At 29.0% G+C, this 18,576-nt stretch carries 17 protein-coding genes; 10 read left to right on the forward strand and 7 right to left on the reverse strand.

Annotated elements, in window-relative coordinates:
- Positions 1-2: 2 nt before the first annotated feature.
- From ABNT65_RS11065 to ABNT65_RS11085, 5 genes are all read right to left on the reverse strand, one after another.
- Positions 3-1,094, reverse strand: a complete 1,092-nt coding sequence (locus ABNT65_RS11065) for a hypothetical protein (RefSeq protein WP_348702329.1) — start codon at positions 1,092-1,094, stop codon at positions 3-5.
- Positions 1,095-1,107: 13 nt separating this feature from the next.
- The gene (locus ABNT65_RS11070; RefSeq protein WP_348702328.1) at positions 1,108-2,292 is read right to left on the reverse strand and encodes a radical SAM protein; all 1,185 of its coding nucleotides are present in this window, start codon (positions 2,290-2,292) and stop codon (positions 1,108-1,110) included.
- 62 nt (positions 2,293-2,354) lie between these two features.
- Positions 2,355-2,540, reverse strand: a complete 186-nt coding sequence (locus ABNT65_RS11075) for a hypothetical protein (RefSeq protein ID WP_348737787.1) — start codon at positions 2,538-2,540, stop codon at positions 2,355-2,357.
- 90 nt (positions 2,541-2,630) lie between these two features.
- Positions 2,631-5,042 carry an outer membrane beta-barrel family protein gene (locus ABNT65_RS11080; RefSeq protein ID WP_348745856.1) on the reverse strand — a complete coding sequence of 804 codons (2,412 nt, stop codon included), beginning with the start codon at positions 5,040-5,042 and terminating at the stop codon, positions 2,631-2,633.
- A 77-nt stretch (positions 5,043-5,119) separates the two neighbouring features.
- On the reverse strand, positions 5,120-5,785 hold the full coding sequence (locus ABNT65_RS11085; RefSeq protein WP_348706877.1) for a hypothetical protein: 666 nt from the start codon (positions 5,783-5,785) through the stop codon (positions 5,120-5,122).
- 160 nt (positions 5,786-5,945) lie between these two features.
- On the opposite strand from ABNT65_RS11085, the gene ABNT65_RS11090 reads away from it, so the two are divergent.
- On the forward strand, positions 5,946-6,713 hold the full coding sequence (locus tag ABNT65_RS11090; protein WP_348737784.1) for a response regulator transcription factor: 768 nt from the start codon (positions 5,946-5,948) through the stop codon (positions 6,711-6,713).
- On the opposite strand, the gene ABNT65_RS11095 is transcribed toward ABNT65_RS11090, so the two are convergent.
- Complete coding sequence (locus ABNT65_RS11095; RefSeq protein ID WP_348706879.1) at positions 6,710-7,468, reverse strand: ThiF family adenylyltransferase; 759 nt, start codon at positions 7,466-7,468, stop codon at positions 6,710-6,712. The genes ABNT65_RS11090 and ABNT65_RS11095 overlap by 4 nt on opposite strands.
- Before the next feature lie 144 nt (positions 7,469-7,612).
- Between ABNT65_RS11095 and ABNT65_RS11100 the strand changes: the two genes are divergently transcribed.
- The 8 genes from ABNT65_RS11100 (at position 7,613) to ABNT65_RS11135 (ending at position 15,941) form a co-directional block, all read left to right on the forward strand.
- A complete protein-coding gene (locus ABNT65_RS11100; RefSeq protein ID WP_348745857.1) occupies positions 7,613-9,130 on the forward strand; it encodes a tetratricopeptide repeat protein in 1,518 nt (505 codons plus the stop codon).
- A 143-nt stretch (positions 9,131-9,273) separates the two neighbouring features.
- Entirely contained in the window at positions 9,274-12,141 is a 2,868-nt protein-coding gene (locus tag ABNT65_RS11105) for a TonB-dependent receptor (RefSeq protein ID WP_348745858.1), read from the forward strand.
- Positions 12,142-12,187: 46 nt separating this feature from the next.
- A complete protein-coding gene (locus ABNT65_RS11110) occupies positions 12,188-13,204 on the forward strand; it encodes a phytase (protein WP_348737778.1) in 1,017 nt (338 codons plus the stop codon).
- A gap of 306 nt (positions 13,205-13,510) precedes the next feature.
- Positions 13,511-13,966 carry a hypothetical protein gene (locus ABNT65_RS11115; RefSeq protein WP_348706883.1) on the forward strand — a complete coding sequence of 152 codons (456 nt, stop codon included), beginning with the start codon at positions 13,511-13,513 and terminating at the stop codon, positions 13,964-13,966.
- Positions 13,967-14,174: 208 nt separating this feature from the next.
- Positions 14,175-14,789, forward strand: a complete 615-nt coding sequence (locus tag ABNT65_RS11120) for a DUF4230 domain-containing protein (RefSeq protein ID WP_348706884.1) — start codon at positions 14,175-14,177, stop codon at positions 14,787-14,789.
- A complete protein-coding gene (locus ABNT65_RS11125) occupies positions 14,779-15,027 on the forward strand; it encodes a hypothetical protein (protein WP_348706885.1) in 249 nt (82 codons plus the stop codon). Before ABNT65_RS11120 ends, ABNT65_RS11125 begins: the two co-directional genes overlap by 11 nt.
- Positions 15,024-15,389 (forward strand): MmcQ/YjbR family DNA-binding protein, encoded by a 366-nt coding sequence (locus ABNT65_RS11130; RefSeq protein WP_348706886.1) that lies wholly within the window; start codon positions 15,024-15,026, stop codon positions 15,387-15,389. Before ABNT65_RS11125 ends, ABNT65_RS11130 begins: the two co-directional genes overlap by 4 nt.
- A gap of 3 nt (positions 15,390-15,392) precedes the next feature.
- Positions 15,393-15,941, forward strand: coding sequence for a 5-formyltetrahydrofolate cyclo-ligase (locus ABNT65_RS11135; RefSeq protein WP_348745859.1), 549 nt, complete (start codon positions 15,393-15,395; stop codon positions 15,939-15,941).
- A gap of 51 nt (positions 15,942-15,992) precedes the next feature.
- Here ABNT65_RS11135 and rho read toward each other — a convergent pair whose 3' ends face one another.
- Complete coding sequence (gene rho / locus ABNT65_RS11140; RefSeq protein WP_348706888.1) at positions 15,993-17,720, reverse strand: transcription termination factor Rho; 1,728 nt, start codon at positions 17,718-17,720, stop codon at positions 15,993-15,995.
- Positions 17,721-17,928: 208 nt separating this feature from the next.
- Here rho and ABNT65_RS11145 point away from each other — a divergent pair, with 208 nt between their 5' ends.
- Complete coding sequence (locus ABNT65_RS11145) at positions 17,929-18,366, forward strand: DUF4293 family protein (protein ID WP_348737774.1); 438 nt, start codon at positions 17,929-17,931, stop codon at positions 18,364-18,366.
- The last annotated feature ends 210 nt before the right edge of the window (positions 18,367-18,576 follow it).

The following is an 18,576-nucleotide window of genomic DNA, read 5'->3' on the forward strand; positions in this document are numbered from 1 at the left end:
AGTTATAAAAATTTATTTTTAATTGATGATAATTCCTTATAGGTAGTTGGATTGATAATTTCCTTATAAGGAGTAATATTCATTTTTTTAAACCCATTTTCTATATAAACGATTCTTTTTTCAATATAATCTTGATTAAAATTTGCTGGTCTGGTACTCCAGAAATTATACAAACCATACCATACATAAACAGCTTGAACTAAATTCCTTATGGTTAATAAATTGTTAGTCCAAGGAGAATAAATATTTCTTCCAAATTCAAGGGATTTTTTTCTACTCGGTTGCCATTCATTAAATACATCTATAATTGTTAAGGTTCCATGAATAGCCTCATGTATCATTGCATCAGCTATTACCTCATCTTCAACTGTATGAGCATTTGTTATTATTACTCTATTTATGTGCGTGGAATCTGTACCAGAAGTAAACATATTTTCATCAATTGTTTTCTTTAACATTAGCACATTTGTATAGGTACAAATGAATTTTTTAAAACAGTCATCTAACTTATCAAAAACCCTTGTTATTTTATCAGACACTAAATCTGCTTCTTCAAAAGAATATAATATTGGTTTTAATTCTTCTGAGCTATAATGATTTTTATCTGTAGAATTTATTAGATTAAAATGACTAAAGAAATCTTGAGGTATTTGAGTATTTGAAACGGTAGGATGCTCAAAAGTAGCAAAAGTCTTATCTTCTGTATCATATGAAATCATAAAAGAACCATCGGCAGACCAAAGACTTTCTCCAAACTTTTCTACATTAAAGGTTTCTGTTTTTTTTGCTCTTTCTGCCTCAAAAAGCCTTAACAAAAAATAACTGATATTTTTATTAATCAAACTATTATCAGATGCAAACAATAAGCTTAATACTTCTGGAGCCTTCTTAATTTTTTTTTGTTCTTCTATAGACAATTCTTTATAAGACTGATTTACATCAGGGTATTTCTCTAACAACTTAACAAGTCTAGTATCTACTAAATCATAAAATTCATTAATTATTAATGAATTAATTTCTTGAGCTTCATTAATCGAAAACAACAAAGCTTTTTCTGCTAATTCTATATTAATATTTTGTTCAGTTAGTAACATAATTATTTTTTATTTATTTATACTCTAATTCTTTGATTCCTGATTCCTTAACAAAGCTTTCGGGTAGTTTAGATATTATCTTATTCTGGATATGTATAATCAGTTTGTATAAATTAGCACAATATACACTTGGGTTATCAAATTGATTTTCAGTTGAAAATCGGTGTGGCAAATTACCTCCACCACAGATATCTTTTACTACACAACCTTGACATTTTTTAGACAGCACTTTATGACTCAAATGGTAAGACCTAGCTAAAGGTGTATTTAAAGCTTCCTCAAAAGATGTATTTTTTACATTTGCATCTCCTTTGGTAAAGCCATCTCCACAAATTTTTAAAACATCTAGAGATTCAATATCACCATTTGTTTCAATCACTAATGCATCTGTAGTTCTAGTTCCAAATTCATCTGCTGCTACATCAACACCAAGAACCATGTAGATAAGGCTTCTAAACATTCCTATATCTAAACGATTACTATTGTCTTCAAACCATAAATCAAATAGTTTAATAAGCCAATCTGCGTATATAGTGTTGCCATAATCCAAACCTAATCCTTCTGGTGGGTTATCATAATTTCCATCAGGTAAAAGGAAATTCATCCATGTAACATCTAACTTCTTTAAAAAGTTATACATTTCTTCAGGTGGAATTTCTATATTGACAACAGATAAAATTCCAAGTGGAATTTTTCCGTAATTTTTAACTACGTTAACCCCTTTTATTATATCATCAAAAGAACCTCTATTAGCATGATCTACTCTAAATTTATCGTTATATACTTTCGGACCATCTATGCTAATTCCTATTCTGATTCCTAATCTATCAAACAATTCACACCATTCATTATTCAACAATACTCCATTGGTTTGAACAGTAAACCTTGCTCTCGTATGTATATCCTTGAAATTAACATCCACTTTTTCAACAAAATATTCAAAAAACTCTTTGCCTGCCAATAGTGGCTCTCCTCCATGAAAAATAAAAGTAAATATTTCACTTTCATGTAACTCACAATGTTCTTTGGCTCTATTGATAAAAGCATCAATAGTTTCTGTTGACATTTTTTTAGGTTGCAATAGATAAGACTTGTCTCCTTTATTGTACACATAACAATAACTGCAATTTAAGTTACATCTACTGGCTATTTTTAAAATAGCATACCTACATTTTAAAGTTGCTTCAATTAATTCCATCTTTTCAAGTTTAATTATATTGGGGTAATTAACAATTACCCCAATATTTTTTTAGATAAATATTATGCTTGACCTGGTTGACCAATCTCAGCATTAGCGCTACTTCTTGACCATGATCTAGACCAGCCAGCATCTCCTGCTTGACCTGCTCCAACTACGTCTAAAGCATCTACTAATTTTTCATTTTCAAATGATGACATTGATTTTGTTAATGCTTCGCGATCCTTTTGTGAAAACTTGATTTTCATAATTTTAAATTGTTTTGTTAATTAATATTTCCCTAGTTAGTTTTACATCATAATAGGCTACTCGGATATCATTTATCGATAAATAATTTTTTATAATCTTTTTTTCTCTGCAGACTTACGCTCTCTTTTTTTCTTCTTTTTATTCTTAGAGTTCCCAAACCTGTATGACAAAGAAAATCTGACATATTGATTTTCTGGGTTTTCTCTAAAAATGTGGTTTTGCATAGCGTACCTAGATTCTAAGGTGTATTTATTAGTATCAAAAACATCAGCTACATATATTGATAAAGTTGCTTTGTTTTGTAGAAATTTCTTCTTTACCCCTATTGATACTTCTCCCATTTCTTTAATATCAAAACCTCCTTGAACTTTTGGTGAAAAATATCTAGTTATAAGTTCTAACGATAAATTATGTTTTTTAGAGATCTGAAACTCATTCCACAAATACGGATCCATATTAAACCTTTGATTTCTTATCAACTGACTACCATCAACATCTATAAACTCATATATTTCATTATATAAATTAAGATCAAAATACACCCTCCAAAAACTAGACATATTAAATGAAGTACTAAATACTAGTCCAAAAGCTACATTACTATTTAAATTCACTGCCTTATATTTAAAAACTCGTGTTTCATTATCCTGAATTGATAATTGAGTAAAAGGACTTTTGGTATAACTAAAATACCCTGTTAAGAAATATTTATTCTTTAAACTATATGTTACATCTACATTGTCAGAAAAAGAGGGTTGCAAAAAAGGGCTTCCTTCTATAGAACTATATGGACTTGTGAAAAATTGAAAAGGATTTAATAATCTAAATTTTGGTCTTTTAATTCTTCTACTATAAGACACTCCTACTGAATTTTTATTTTTCAGACTGTATTGAAAAAAAGCAGAAGGAAATATTTCAAAATAATTATTATTTGTAACTTGATTTAATGTAACTGAATTACCTTTAGTTCTTGTATATTCTCCTCTTACACCTACTTTAACAGAAAGTCTATCAAAATCCTTACTATAAGACAAATAAGTAGCATAAGTATCTTCATTATAAATAAATTGGTTACTTCTTGTACTGTCAAATAATAAATTACCTAGGGGATTTCTATTAAAATAAATTAAATTATTATCTGTCTTTATCGAATTAAATTTAAAACCTGCTTCTATATTGGACGTAGAATCAATTGGCTCTATATAATCTAGCTTTGAAGTATATATTTGAATATTTTGATTATTATCAGATGTAAAAAACTCGTTTTTATCAAAGCTGTTTTCTGACTTATAAAAGTCTGTACTAACCCCTTGATTTCCTTCAGTATCATAATCTATATGATCCAAATTGAAAACTAGTGAACGCCCTTTCTTTTTAAATTTATGGTTAAAGTTTACGTTATAAGAAATGTTTTTAGTTTCTCTATCCGAATTATTATTATTAATAAAGATAGACTCCAAAACATTCTGATTATCAAAAACATCTGTCCTAGTTTTATTAATTGTTTCTCTATCTGGAACAAGATTACCATCTATTTTCACCCCAAATACACTTTTCTCTGACAATTGATAATCTAATGATGTTCTAAAATTATGAGTGACATAGTCTGTATTCCTATCAGAGTTTTCTTTCCAAAAAGAAGATCTTTTTGTTATTGAATTCAAAAAATTAATATCACTATCTTCTTTCACATTACTCTTTCCTTTTCCTAAACTATAATTTGCAGAAATATTAACTTTATTATTTCTATAAATAATATTTGCTCCATTACTTAATTTAGGAAATATCCCTTGTGTATATCTTGAAAAAAACTCTCCATTATATCCTAATGTTTTTTTCTTTTTTAAAGAAATATTTATTATTCCATTTCCTTCTGCATCGTATTTAGCAGGCGGATTTGTAATAACTTCAATTAAATTAATTTCACTAGCAGACATCCCTTCCAACATATTTTTTAATTCATCTAATGAAAGCTGCACAGGACGTTCTTCAATCATAACTAAAACACCAGACTTACCAAAAACTTGCAAAGATCCAGATGACGAAGCTATTACTCCAGGAGTTTTATTTAGCACTTCCCACGCATTACCTTCCGATAAAACAGTGTTCTTTATATTAAATTCAATTCTATCTACTTTTTTAACTATGGTTGCTTTTTTCCCAGTTACAACAACTTCTTCCAGCTTATTCGAATCTTCTTCTAAAAAAACAGTATCAATACTTTGGTTTTTATCTATTATATAGTTTACACTATAATCTTTATATCCCAGAAAACTAATTGTTAATTTATAATTGCCCTCTTTAATTAAAAACTCAAAACTTCCTTTTTCATTTGTTACACCTCCTTTAATAATAGTATTACTCGAATCTGTAAATATTACATTAGCAAATTCAATTGCTTCTCCTAAAGAGTTCTTTACATTTCCTTTTATTTTAACTTGAGATAATACCATATAAGATGTGAAAAAGAGTAAATAAAAAATAAGATTAGTTTGATTCATTTAGAATGCTCTTTTGTTATCTATTCCAAATGTAAAAGATTGAATAACAACCTTAACTACACTAAAGAGTAGTTAAACTATGCTACCTCTAAAACTACACTTTTAGGTAGCCTATCTAGCTCATCAGTTTTTTGTAGTACTGATTCTGATACTATATGTTTATTTTTAGTATAAAAGTCAATTAATCCATCATAGAAGAAACAAACTGGTACCGTTTCTGACCCTAAATAATTCACAGAATCACCAACTACAGTTGCTTTAATACCTAAAATTCTTAAAACTTTTAATAACCTGCTATCGCATTCAGCTAAGGCTACCGCATTTTTATCATTACAAATTGGAGCTATTGCACATACCATTAAAGTTTTAAAAAGATTTATATCATTCCCTCCTTTTTTAATAGCAAATCTACCTATATGCCATATAGGTTTATTTATGGAGTTTTTAATTATTTCTGTAGGACTTATACCAAATATTTTTTCAAATGGTAGTAAATCAAAATAATTCCATTTTAAAACTCTTATAGCTCCTTCAATAACACCTTCTATATTTTTTGATATAAAAGTTTTTGCATTTTTAAAAAAATGTAACTCTTCTTTGTATATAGAATGAATATCAATATTAAGTTGTTCATCAAACTCACCTTTTTGATGATGTTTAAAATTTTCAACTACAACAAATTTTGCAAGATCAAGAATTTCTGTAATGGGTAGTAATTGTAAAGAATTATTGTTTGGTAACATAAATATTTTTTCAGCAAATTATTTATTAAGCCCCTACAAATCATTACACTAAAGTGTAAAAAAACACTCAAAACACTAAATAATTCTTAATTCTTAAACTATCTTATTAAAGTGTATTCAATTTTTTCATACTTTTACTGGAAGTCCCTCAAAATCATCAATGAAAAAAAAAGAAAATATAAATAGTTTTTTTTCTATTAGTAATACTGTAGAAAAGATATCAAAAGACGAATTAAGCCAAACTAACAACTACTTAGCTTCTATAAAAGCTTTTGTAAGAACAACATACAAAAGCATATATATTATTGATTATCAAAAAAAAGGCTTTGAATATGTTTCAGACAATCCTCTTTTTTTGTGTGGACATACTCCTAAAGATGTTGAAGAAATGGGCTATGCTTTTTACTTTAAATATGTCCCTGCAAAAGATTTAGATTTACTTTTAAAAATAAATACCGTAGGTTTTGATTTTTACGATACACTTCCTCTTGAAGAAAGGTTATCCTATACCATATCTTATGACTTTCATTTAAAGACTTCAGAAGGAAAACTAATACTTGTAAACCAAAAACTAACTCCTTTATTTTTAACTAAAAATGGTAAAATTTGGAAAGCTATTTGCACAATATCTCTTTCAAATGAAAATAAATCTGGAAATATTAGAATATACAAACAAGGAGACAACAAAATGTTTACTTATAATTTAGATGGTAATTTTTGGAAAAAAGAAGATAAGATTACTTTAACTAGTAGAGAAAAAGAAATACTACAATACTCTGCAAGGGGCTTTAAAATAAATGAGATTGCAGAAACTATTTTTGTTTCTCCTGATACAGTTAAATTTCATAGAAAAAAACTTTTTGATAAATTGGAAGTAGCTAACGTTACCGAAGCAGTATCTTTTGCTACCAATAATAAACTTATTTAATTATCATTAATACTTAAAAAGTATAAATCTGGAAATTTTTTCACTTCTTTTTTTGTAGTAATATTAAAAAGTATTTGAGTGCACATGGAAGCAGATAACCAAGATCCTACAGATAACTGTGGAGGAGATAATACTTCTGTTTCTTTTTTGTATTCATTTACTACTTTTTCTATCCAATCTTGAGGTTTTCCCCAAAATTTCATATACCCAACCATATAATCTACCATTTTAAGTTCATTAAATGTTTCATCACTTTTTTTATTTAAAAAACTTAAATCTAGGCTATCGGGAGTAATAACAGCAACCAATGCTCCCCATCCTAAATTATACGGATGTAACACTGGAATTCCTTTTTCTTGACATAACTTATCAAACTTTAACGGAATATCGGTCGTAAAATCTAAAGCATTTATCGCTATATCTTGTCCATCAATAAAACCTTTTACATTTTCTTCATCAATAAAGCAATTATGAACAGTAATATTAGCTTTAGGGTTAATAGACAACAACCTGCGCTTAATAGCATTTACTTTTTCTTCTCCAATATCATTAGCTTCGTAATTCTGTCTATTAAGATTAGATTTTTCTACCTCATCTCCATCAACTATTGTAATATTTTCAAACCCTAATCGTAATGCACATTCTGCAATAACACTACCTAACCCACTGCCCGCTAACAATATTGAAGTTTTTTTTATTAACCTCTGCTCTTCTTCCTTAACATATATTCTGTTTCTACTATATTGTAACTCCATTTGATTTAATATTGTCTATACCAAATATAATTAAAACCCTATTAAAACACAGCTACACTAAAGTGTAATCTAGCATTGTTTTTACAATTATTTCATAACTTTTTCTTAATAAAAAAAACACATTAATATCTTTTTTTTGTAGTTATGATAAAGTATATTATAGTAGTTATAGTTAATCTTTTAACATTTCAAAAACAAGACCTCTCATCTTTAACCAATACTACTCTAAATCAAAAAAATAACTTCAAAAGCACTTTACATTATTATAACTTAGGAAACTCATATGCTAAGAACTATTTTCATGCAAAAGCTATTGAAAGTTACAACAAAGCACTTTTAACCTCACAAGAAGACACTTTAACTATTAAAACTAAAAATGCCATCGGTATACTATACCTATCTTTAAAAAACTTTCCTTTGGCAAAAAAATATGCCACAGAAGCTTTAAACACTTCTAGTCAAATAAGCTATACTAAAGGAAAAGCCAAAGCCTATTCTTTATTAGGAAATATTAAAGAAAAAAAAGGAGAATACTTAGAGGCTATTAAATTTCAAAAACTCAGTTTAAACAAATTCACTCAGTTAAAAAATAAATTAGGAATTGCTCAAACTAATATTAACATTGGAAGTATATATGAAGATTTAACACAGTATAATAAAGCTTATCAGTATTTCTTAGGAGCATATCATTTATTTAAAAACACGAATACTTTTGAAGAAAGCGATGTGTTAAATAATATTGGTGATGTTTACAGAAAAAAAGGTAATGTAAAAGAATCCATTTCATTTACTCAAAAATCATTGATTATAGCTGAAAAACTAAAAAACACCAATCTTTTAGAAAGTGCCTATAAAGACTTATCCAAAGCTTATTTTATATTAGGACAATACAAAAAAGCTTATGAATACAGAGTAAAATCTGAAAACTATAAAGAAATCACTCTTAAAAACCAAAACACTAAACAATTAAACTTTTTAGAAGCCAATTACAGTTCTGAAAAAAAAGAAGCCGAAATCCAATTATTAAAAGAAAAAAATAAAACGAATCTATCCAATCAAAAACTATTGATTGTTGCATTAATAGGTATTATATCCTATATAAGTATTGCCGGCTACTTTTTCAGTAAAAAAAGAAAAGAAAAACAAAAATTACAAATATATAAAGAGCGTACATTACAAGCTGAATTAGAAAAAAAATTAGCACAAGAATCTGTTATGAAAAAAGATATAGAAACAAAAACAGCAACACTTTCTAAATACAGTTTACATTTATCACAAAAAAACAAAATACTCTATCATATTTCCAAAAATCTTAAAAATCTTTCAGAAAGAGAACCTTCAAATTATCAAAAGAAAATTAAAGAAATTGCTAAAGAAATTGATTTCACTATAAAACAAGATAATGAATGGGAAGGTTTTGATAATTTATTTCAAGACATACACCCTGATTTCAATAAAAAATTACTAGAAATATCTACTGAAAAACTATCTCCAACAGAGTTAAAACTAAGTATGCTTTTACGTTTAAACCTATCTTCAAAAGAAATAGCTTCTATTTTAAGAGTAACTCCTGATAGTGTTCGAGTAGCTAGATATAGATTACGTAAAAAACTCCCCATAGAGCCCAAACAAGAATTGGTTAATTTCATGCTAACCATCTAACCTTTTCCATATAGTTACTACAAAGTAAATTAATCTTTAATGTTGCCTTGTTGTTGCCTTAAAAAAAACTCTTTGTTGCCCTTGTAAAAAGCAATCAACCTCAGTTACTACCTAGCTTTGCTATGAAAACAAAACCTTAATTAATGACACATTTAAAATTTTTAAAACTTCTTGTTGTAACGGTTTTTTCACTACTGTTTTACAGCAAATCTTTAGCTCAATCAGGGGGAGTTAGAGGAATTATTACTGATGAAAGTGGCTTGTATCTTCCAGGAGCAAACATTAGTATTGAATCAGAAAAAAAAGGAGCTGTTTCTGATTTTGACGGGCAGTTTACTATTGTTAATATTCCTACTGGAGAACACAAAATAAAAATTACTTTTATAGGATATCAAACAACTACTAATACTATAACTATTAACGAAGGACAAACCTCTTTTTTAAAAGTAGTAATGCAACCAAATGTAAATCTTTTAGATGAAGTTACCATTGCTACTTCAATAGGGGGTGAAACCAAAGCCTTAAACAAACAAAAATCTAACACCAATATTACCAACGTAATTTCTACAGATCAAATTGGCAAATTTCCTGATGCTAATATTGGAGATGCTATTAAACGGGTTCCTGGTATTACCATGCAGGTAGACCAAGGAGAAGCTAGAAATGTTATTGTTAGGGGCTTATCTCCTCAGTTAAATTCTGTTACTTTAAACGGTAGTAGAATTCCATCAGCTGAAGGTGACAACAGAAACATTCAAATGGATTTAATTCCTTCTGATATGATCCAAACTATTGAGGTTAACAAAGCTGTTACTCCAGATATGGATGGAGATGCTTTAGGCGGATCTGTAAACCTAGTTACACGTACTGCGCCACAGAACTTTAGAATTTCTGCTACAGCTGGATCTGGTATTAACTTTATCACTAACAAAAGAATCATTAATGGTTCCTTATTAATTGGTGATAGAAGCAAAAATGAAAAATTTGGCTGGATGGTAGCTGGTTCTATTAACGATACTGATTTTGGTTCTCACAACATAGAAGCTGAATGGGATAATGAGTTCGAATTTAATAACGGAACTGATACTGAGAAAATAGATGTAAATCCTTACGCTAAAGAGTTTCAACAACGCGACTACCTTGTGCAACGTATTAGAAGAAGCTTCTCAGCAAATTTTGACTATAAACTAGACAACAACAACACTTTTTTCTTCAAATCTATGTACAACTGGAGAGATGATAGAGAAAATCGTTTTAGATCAAAATATGAAGTATTAGACGGAGATGATATTAACACTTCTGATTTTACAATTACCAACAATACGCCTACCCGTTTTCCTGTAGAAGTTAAAAGAGAAACTAAAGGAGGAATTAATAACGGTAGAAATAAAAATCGTCGTTTAGAAGACCAACGAATGCAAAACTACACTTTAGGTGGTGACCATTTATTTGGTACTATAAAAGCAGACTGGATGGCTTCTTTTGCAAAAGCATCTGAAGAACGTTTAAATGAAAGATATGCTGTTTTTGAATACGATGCTGATGATTTATTTAGTATTAACTACAATAATAATGCTGAGTTCCCTTTATTCACACCAATAAATACTTCTTTAAATAACTTAGGTAACTTTAAGCTAGACGAAGTTACTGAAGAGAAAAAGTTTACAGATGAAGTAGATTACAATCTTTTCACAAACTTTCAACTTCCTGCTAAGTTATTTAATAGTGAAGATGGATTTATAAAATTTGGATTCAGATCTCGTTTTAAAGAAAAAAGAAGAAAAAATAACTTTTATAAATTTGATTTAGAAGACACCTACGGTTCACTTGCTTATGTTACTACTAGAGATTTAACAAACAATATTTTTTTAGCTGGAAATCAATACAAGGCTGGAGTTTTTGCCTCTGAAGAATGGTTGGGTAATTTAACTTTAAACAAAGTAAATGGTGAACCAGTTCCTGATGAATATTTAGGAGAATTTTTTAATGTAAAAGAAGATGTATATGCTGGATACTTGATGACAGAGCAGCAGTTTACTGAGAAACTTACTGTGTTAGCTGGAGTTAGAATTGAAAACACACAAACCACTGGTATAGGAAATGTTGTAAACTACGATGAGGATGGTGACTATGATAGTTTTTCTACCATTACTAATAGTAATAACTACACTAACATTTTACCTGGCCTACATATAAAGTATAATTTTACTCCAAAAACACTAATTCGTTTTGCTTACACCAATACTATTGCTCGTCCTAATTATGTTGACTTAGTTCCTTACAAAAATATTTTAAGGGAAGATGAAGAAATAGAAACAGGAAACCCAGACCTGAATCCTGCTAAATCTATGAACTTTGACATTATTGGTGAGCATTATTTTTCTAATATTGGTATTATTTCAGCAGGGGCTTTTTACAAAAACATTAAAGATTTCACCTATACATACATTAGTGAAACTACTGACAATAGTTTAGGAGCAAATACTAAAGGATTTGAAGTAAAACGACCAGAAAATGGTGAAGATGCTTATGTATTAGGTGCCGAGTTTTCTTTCCAACGTAAGCTAAATTTCTTACCAGGTTTTGCTAAAAACTTTAATATTTACCTTAACTACACCTACTTAACTTCAGAAGCTAAAGGCATTAACAATGAAGATGGTGATGAAAGAGTTAATATGAGCTTACCTAATACAGCTCCAAACATGTTCAACAGTTCTTTAGGTTATGATGACGGAAGATTTTCTGCTAGAATATCAGCTAACTTCTCAGACGCTTATATTGATGAAATTGGTAAAAATGAGTTTAATGACAGATACTATGACCAACAGTTTTTCTTAGACTTCAACGCAGGATATGCTATCACTAAAAATTTACGAGTGTATCTTGACTTTACCAATCTTACTAACCAAGCGTTGCGTTACTATCAAGGTGAACAAAACAGGACTATGCAAGCCGAATACTATGGTAGACGCCTAAGCCTTGGGTTAAAGTACGATTTGTTTAAAAAATAAGAAATAGTTATTTCCATCACAATTATCAAAGTTAAAAAGACTACGAATGAAATTATATAAATTAACAATACTAACAATAGTAATAGCAATAACTGCATGCAAACAAACAAGTAAACTACCAGCTATAAAACCGGATGTAATCACAGAAAAAACGGTTAATGATAGTGATGATCCTGCTATTTGGGTTAACCCAAATAATGCAGAAGAAAGTATCGTGTTTGGAACTGACAAAGAAACCAACGGTGCTATTTATGCTTTTAACTTAAACGGTAAAATTATACCTGAAAAAACTATAAAAAACATAAAAAGACCTAACAATATTGATTTAGCATATGGCTTTCAGTTAAATGACAGTACAAAAACAGACGTTATTGTTTTTACAGAGCGTGAACAACAACAAATTAGATTATTTTCAGTACCCGATATGAAACCACTTGACAATGGAGGTTTTAAAGTTTTTACAGATACTACTGAGCCTGAACATAATCTTCCTATGGGAGTTGCTTTATACAAATCTCCAATTTCGTCAAAACTTTATGCAATTGTTAGTAGAAAAACTGGTCCTAAAGAAAACTATCTATATCAATATGAATTAACTTTTAATGGTAAAACTACCATTTCCAATTTAGTTAGAAAGTTTGGAGCCTTTAGCGGTAAAAAAGAAATTGAAGCCATTGCTGTTGATAATGAATTAGGCTTTGTGTATTATTCCGATGAACAACACTGTATTCGTAAATACTATGCTGAACCTAAAGCTGGAAACAAAGAAATTTCTTGTTTTGGTTCTGATAAGTTTATGGCAGATATTGAGGGAATTGCTATTGCCAAAACAGACACTTCAAACGGTTACCTTATTGTTTCTAATCAACAAAAAGGAGAGTTTAACATTTTTGACAGGCAAACAAATAAATTTATAAAATCCGTTAACTTATCAACTACAGAAACTGACGGTTGTGAAGTAACTACAATTCCTTTAGGCAGTAAATTCCCTAATGGACTTTTTGTAGCAATGAATGATAATAAAGACTTTTATTTTTATGATTTAAATAAGGTCATAAAATAATTTTTCTTTCTCACTTTGTCTATTTATTAAGACTTACCACCATATGGTAAGTCTTTTTTTAACTACTCAAAACCAAATAATAAACTCATAAACAACACACTAACACTCACATACGTACTAAATTATCAAACTTAATACTATTTACTCAAAATTTATTTTTATGTTTGTGAACAGAATACAAAATGAACATTTAAAGTTAAGCTTCTTATACCCCCTCAAATTAAAAAGCAAATTTGTTTTTTAATTGTTTTACCCCTCTACTAAAAAACTAGTAATAGCTTGCTTTATACTTAACCCCCAAAGAAAATGAAAACACTTATTAGTGAATTATTTTTTAACGCAAATTTATGCGCAAAACCCAATGAGATATTACAAGATCTAAATTTTGAGTTTTCGCACCATTCTAGTGAAATGATAGGTAATCCACATCATTCCTACACTGTCAATTTATTAAAACACCCTATAATTAAAACACTTAAAAAAGGTGAATTAAGAGTTAATTTTGATGAAGTTAACAATACTTATAGTTTTTTAGAGCTTGTATTAGTAATTGAGTTTAATACTATACAAGATTTATCAAACGAGTACACAACTTTAAGTGAAAACTTAAAAAGTAAACCTATAAAATTTAGCGAAGAAACAACACAATCGGCTAACTTAATTACGTTTCTAGTAAACAAAGAAAACAATACAGCAGTTAGCTTATTTGCACAAAAAACAAATACACCACTGCTTACCATTACCTATTCAAGAAACCATTAGAATTAGTTAGTTATAAAATATAAACGCCTCCCCATACCCCCCTTAATTTCCTTATTTCTCATAATTCTATTAAACCTGATAACCTATTTATTAAATAACCTATCAATGAAAAACTGATAGTATTTCTAATCGTAAATGAATGTGACAATACATAAATATCTGTGTCTTTTATTTTAAACACACATTGTATTTACGTAAATTCGTGCTTATGGAATTATTATTTTTAGGTTTAGCTGGAGGAGCCGTTATATCTTATTTTATTTTTCAAAAATTTACAGCTACAAGCAAAAAAAGTCTTACAGAAAAACAATCTGTAGTATTGTTAGATAAAATAACAAAAGTTTCTAAACTAATTACAGTGGAAGGAGAATTTGCAGAAATATACCACCATGAAAACTCTAAAGAAAAATTTCTTGGATTATATACCAGCAAAAAGAAAGCTATTATTTTAATAAACGCCAAAGTACTTATTGGCTTTGACTTTAGAAAAATTAAACTAAAAGCAGACACTAAAAAAAGAACAATAATTCTATCAAATTTTCCTCAACCAGAAGTATTCTCTATAGAACCTAATATTAGATTTTACGATATTCAAAATGGTTTTTTAAACAAATTTAGCTCTGAAGATTTAACCAAAGTTAACAAAGAAGCTAAAGAACATGTGATGCTTAAAATTCCTGAAAGCAATTTAATGCAAACTGCCAACAAAGAAGCTTTAGATGCTATTTTATTAATGAATAGCTTAGTAGAAACTATTGGTTGGAAATTAGATTATTCTTCTTTAGAGTTACCCAGTCATACATCTACTCTAATTGAAAACTAAAACCCCCTCTTTAAAAAAGTTAAAAGTAGCAACATTAGCAGTTACTTCTTTAATTGGTTACTACAGCTTACAACAATCCAAAACCATTCATAATTGGCAACAAAAACTTGATACTACCAATATATCAGATGGCTTTGCCTTTTTTATTACTATCAATTTAATCAAGTACTTTTTACTTATTTTTGGGATTATAACTATGTTATTTTTATTAGTTAACACTTTAAAACCTAATCAATGAATATAGAACAACTACACCAATATTGCATTTCTAAAAAAGGAGTAACTGAACATTTTCCTTTTGATGAAGTTACTTTAGTTTTTAAAGTCATGGGAAAAATGTTTGCTTTGGTTGGTTTAGATAGATGGGAACAAGGAGAAACCAAAATAAATTTAAAATGCAAACCTGATTGGGCTGAAGAGTTAAGAAGCGAATACGAAAGTATCAATCCAGGTTTCCACATGAACAAAAAACACTGGAATACAGTTACTCTTAATGAAGATGTTTCAGATAATTTTGCTTTTGAGTTAATTGATCATTCTTATGATTTAGTTGTAAAAGGACTTACCAGAAAATTAAAAGAAGAATTAAAAAGCTTATAAACTATGACTAAAAAAGAATTACGAAAGCTATACAAACAAAAACGCACAAACCTTGTCTCTGAAGAAATTAAACAACTTGAGGAAAACATATATCACCAAATACAAGATTTAAATTTAACAGGTATTCAAAATATTCATTTGTTTTTACCTATTGTACGTCAAAAAGAAATCAACACGTATCCCATTATTAATTTCCTTCAACAAAAAGGAAAAACGGTTATTATTAGTAAAAGTGATTTTAGCAACAACACCCTAACTCATTATATTTTAGATAAAAAAACACAATTAAAAGAAAATGAATACGGTATCCCTGAGCCAATTAATGCTACAGAAATAGCTGTAACTAATATAGATATGGTTTTTGTTCCTTTATTAATTTCAGACAAAAACAATTATAGAGTTGGTTACGGTAAAGGATTTTACGATCGCTTTTTATCAGAATGCAAAAAAAATGTAAAAACTTTAGGTATCAATTTTTTTAAACCTATAGGTAAGATATCCGATTTAAATAAATATGACATTCCATTAAATCACGTTATATACCCGCAATAAAAAATCCTGCAAAAGCAGGATTTTTTTATATCTCTAAAACTATACTAATTTCTAACCATTCATTGAAATTAAAAACTCATCATTATTGATTGACGTTTTAATCCTTTGTTGTATAAATTCCATAGCCTCAATTGGGTTCATATCTGCTAAATATTTACGCAACACCCACATACGCTGTACAGTTTTCTCATCTAATAATAAATCATCTCTACGCGTACTTGATTTAATTAAATCAATAGCTGGGTAAATTCTTCTATTAGCTATATTACGCTCTAACTGAAGCTCCATATTACCAGTTCCCTTGAATTCTTCAAAGATAACTTCATCCATTTTAGAACCTGTTTCAGTAAGTGCTGTAGCAATAATAGTTAAAGAACCTCCATTTTCTATATTACGTGCAGCCCCAAAAAACCTTTTTGGTTTATGCAATGCATTAGCATCAATACCTCCTGATAAAATTTTACCAGATGCTGGCGCTACAGTATTATAAGCTCTTGCTAAACGTGTTATAGAATCTAATAAAATAACTACATCATGCCCACACTCAACTAAACGCTTTGCTTTTTCTAACACAATATTAGCTACTCTAACATGTTTGTCTGCCGGCTCATCAAAGGTAGAAGCTACTACTTCACCTCTAACGCTACGTTGCATATCTGTAACCTCTTCAGGACGTTCATCAATAAGTAATACCAACTGATAAACCTCTGGATGATTTGCAGCAATAGCATTTGCCACATCTTTTAACAACATAGTTTTACCTGTTTTGGGCTGTGCTACAATCATACCACGTTGTCCCTTACCTATTGGAGAAAATAAATCTATAATTCTAGTAGAAAGTGAACTTCCTTTTTGTGCTAAATTAAACTTCTCATTAGCAAAAAGTGGTGTCAAATGCTCAAAAGAAACTCTATCTCTTACAATATTAGGATTTAATCCGTTTATTTTTGAAACTCTAATTAAAGGAAAGTACTTCTCTCCTTCTTTTGGCGGACGTACATTACCTCTTACAGTATCTCCAGTTTTCAATCCAAATAATTTAATTTGAGATTGAGAAACATAAATATCATCAGGTGATGACAAATAATTATAATCAGAAGAACGTAAAAAACCATAACCATCTGGCATCATTTCTAATACACCTTCACTTTCTATAATTCCATCAAACTCAAAATCAGGATCACGGTATTTATTACCACTCTTATTCCCGTTATGATTCTGGTTTCCTTTATTATGGTTTTGATTTCCTTTATTGTGATTATGATGCTGCTTATTACCTTTATTCTGGTGATTTCTATGCTTATTGTTTTGGTGTCTATGATTGTTATTATCATTTTGCCCGCCTCTTTTAGCATCATCAGTTTTTGGCGTAGCCACAACTTTAGCTGCTTCCTGACTCTTTTTTGCTACAGCATCATTTCCTTTTTTAGAAACATTCTCTTCTTTAGTCTCGTTTGAAGCAACAGCAGTCTTTGCAATCCTTCTTCTTTTAGGCTTTTCTTTCGGAGCTTCCTCTTCTTTTTTAGTTGATTCGGTTGTATTCTTAGCTACTGGTTTTTTATCACTAGCAACAGGCTTAGCTTTGCTAACTTTAGCTTTGGTAGTAGTCTCCTTTTTTTTGACAACTGCTTCACCATTAGAAGCCTCTGCCTGAGCATCTAAAATTTTGTAAACTAAATCTAACTTTTTCAACTGACTAATTTTAGTCAACCCAATAGTTTTGGCTATTGATTGTAAATCAGTAAGCTTTTTAGCTTTTAATTCCGAAATTTCGAACATTCATTAAAGTATTAGGTTAAAATCCTTCTTTTGTTAAGTGTAAAGAATTTAAAAAATTATTGTTTGTTTTTTTGACTCTTAGCTATATTGAAGTATATAACAAGTAACCACTTAGATTACTTACATCGCAAATATATACAAATTATTTAACTTCTAATATTTCTTTTTAAAAAAAAGAAACATTATTTTTGCCATCCAATTATTGAAAATGATACAAAGAATACAATCTATATATCTTTTATTAGCAGCTCTCATTGCTGGTGGGCTAACCTTTTTTGTTAGTTTATGGCAACAAGTTAAAAACAACGCTTCTATATATAGTATAGATTTATTAAGTGCTAGTTCTTTGGCACCTAAAATAGTTCCTATATTATTTTTTATATCAGCCATAATATCCATTGCAACTATCTTTTTATTCAAAAAAAGACAACTACAATTTGTATTAGGCAGAATTATTATTTTGACAAATCTTTTTTTATTAGGATTGTTGATCTATCTATCACTAACGTTATCTGGAGAAACAGCCGTTTCTGAGAAAGGTATTGGGATGTTCCTACCAATTGTTATTATTTTGCTTGTAGTTTTAGCAAATAAGGCCATTAAAAGGGATGAAGATCTTGTAAAATCTGTTGATAGATTACGATAAACCTAACATCTTAGTATATTTAGTGCGACAAAACCGAGAAATTTTCTCGGTTTTTTTATACCATATAATATAATAGGTACTATTTAGTATTGATACAACACAAAGAATACTATAATCTATTTTAATTAATTGTATAACTTTCATTATTTAGCTAGTAAAATAATTTAGTATACATTACATATATGTGCTACACTTTTACTTGTTTACTAT

Source organism: Tenacibaculum sp. 190524A02b, from assembly GCF_964036645.1.
GTDB classification, from domain to species: domain Bacteria; phylum Bacteroidota; class Bacteroidia; order Flavobacteriales; family Flavobacteriaceae; genus Polaribacter; species Polaribacter vairaonense.

Coding starts and splice junctions, on each gene's coding strand:
- ABNT65_RS11130 (WP_348706886.1), top strand. CDS start 15,024: ATGAATATAGAACAACTACACCAATATTGCATTTCTAAAAAAGGAGTA.
- ABNT65_RS11085 (WP_348706877.1), bottom strand. CDS start 5,785: ATGTTACCAAACAATAATTCTTTACAATTACTACCCATTACAGAAATT.
- ABNT65_RS11110 (WP_348737778.1), top strand. CDS start 12,188: ATGAAATTATATAAATTAACAATACTAACAATAGTAATAGCAATAACT.
- ABNT65_RS11075 (WP_348737787.1), bottom strand. CDS start 2,540: ATGAAAATCAAGTTTTCACAAAAGGATCGCGAAGCATTAACAAAATCA.
- ABNT65_RS11090 (WP_348737784.1), top strand. CDS start 5,946: ATGAAAAAAAAAGAAAATATAAATAGTTTTTTTTCTATTAGTAATACT.
- ABNT65_RS11145 (WP_348737774.1), top strand. CDS start 17,929: ATGATACAAAGAATACAATCTATATATCTTTTATTAGCAGCTCTCATT.
- ABNT65_RS11135 (WP_348745859.1), top strand. CDS start 15,393: ATGACTAAAAAAGAATTACGAAAGCTATACAAACAAAAACGCACAAAC.
- ABNT65_RS11065 (WP_348702329.1), bottom strand. CDS start 1,094: ATGTTACTAACTGAACAAAATATTAATATAGAATTAGCAGAAAAAGCT.
- ABNT65_RS11120 (WP_348706884.1), top strand. CDS start 14,175: ATGGAATTATTATTTTTAGGTTTAGCTGGAGGAGCCGTTATATCTTAT.
- ABNT65_RS11100 (WP_348745857.1), top strand. CDS start 7,613: ATGATAAAGTATATTATAGTAGTTATAGTTAATCTTTTAACATTTCAA.
- ABNT65_RS11095 (WP_348706879.1), bottom strand. CDS start 7,468: ATGGAGTTACAATATAGTAGAAACAGAATATATGTTAAGGAAGAAGAG.
- ABNT65_RS11105 (WP_348745858.1), top strand. CDS start 9,274: ATGACACATTTAAAATTTTTAAAACTTCTTGTTGTAACGGTTTTTTCA.
- ABNT65_RS11070 (WP_348702328.1), bottom strand. CDS start 2,292: ATGGAATTAATTGAAGCAACTTTAAAATGTAGGTATGCTATTTTAAAA.
- ABNT65_RS11080 (WP_348745856.1), bottom strand. CDS start 5,042: ATGAATCAAACTAATCTTATTTTTTATTTACTCTTTTTCACATCTTAT.
- ABNT65_RS11115 (WP_348706883.1), top strand. CDS start 13,511: ATGAAAACACTTATTAGTGAATTATTTTTTAACGCAAATTTATGCGCA.
- rho (WP_348706888.1), bottom strand. CDS start 17,720: ATGTTCGAAATTTCGGAATTAAAAGCTAAAAAGCTTACTGATTTACAA.